Annotated in this window: 1 protein-coding gene; it reads right to left on the minus strand. The window is 78.8% G+C overall.

Translation table 11 applies throughout. The features are described 5' to 3' along the window. The coding region (locus tag GTW08_RS07790; RefSeq protein ID WP_161151686.1) for an N-acetylglucosamine-6-phosphate deacetylase at positions 1-815 on the minus strand (815 nt) is incomplete at both ends.

An 815-nucleotide genomic window follows, 5' to 3' on the forward strand; every position in this document is an offset into this window, starting at 1 on the left:
CGGTGACGAGCACGTCGGCGCGGTGGCCCGGGGCCAGCGACCCGACCTCGCCGTCGAGCCCGAGGAGCCGGGCCGGGGTGCGGGTCGCGGCGAGCACCGCGTCCTGCAGCCGCACCCCCGCGTCGCGCACCGTGGCGCGCACGACGTCGACCAGGCACGCGGTGCCGCCCGCGATGGGCCCGTCCGGGATCCGGGCGACGCCGTCGTCGACCCGGACCTGCATCGTGCCCAGGTGGTAACGGCCGTCGGGCATCCCGGCGGCGGCCATCGCGTCGGTGACCAGCGCGACCCGGTCCGGCCCGACCAGGTCGAACACCGCGGCGACGGTGTCGGGCGACAGGTGCACCCCGTCCGCGACGAGCTCCACGACGAGCTCGCCCCGGGCGGCCGCGGCCAGGCACGCCGCGACCGGCCCGGGCGCCCGGTGGTGCATCGGGGGCATCGCGTTGAACAGGTGGGTGGCGCTCATCGGCGCGCCGCCCGCCCGTGCGATCCCGGTCGCGGTGGTGCGGGCGTCGGCGTCGGTGTGGCCGATGCTCGGCAGCACCCCGTGCGTGGCGAGCACCGCGAGCAGGTCCGCCGCGTGCGCGGTCTCCGGCGCGTAGGTCACCGACGCGACGGCCCCGTCCGCCTTGGTGAGCAGCTCGTCGAGCAGCGCGGGGTCGCCCGGGAGGATCGCGCGCGGGTCGTGCGCGCCGCACCGCGCGGCGGCCAGGAACGGGCCCTCCAGGTGGATCCCGGCGAGGTCCCCGGCGACGACGAGCGGGCGCAGCGTCGCGATCCGCTCCGCCAGCACGGTCGGCGGGGCGGAGACC

This window comes from Pseudonocardia sp. SID8383 (assembly GCF_009864975.1).
Classification (GTDB): domain Bacteria; phylum Actinomycetota; class Actinomycetes; order Mycobacteriales; family Pseudonocardiaceae; genus Pseudonocardia; species Pseudonocardia alni.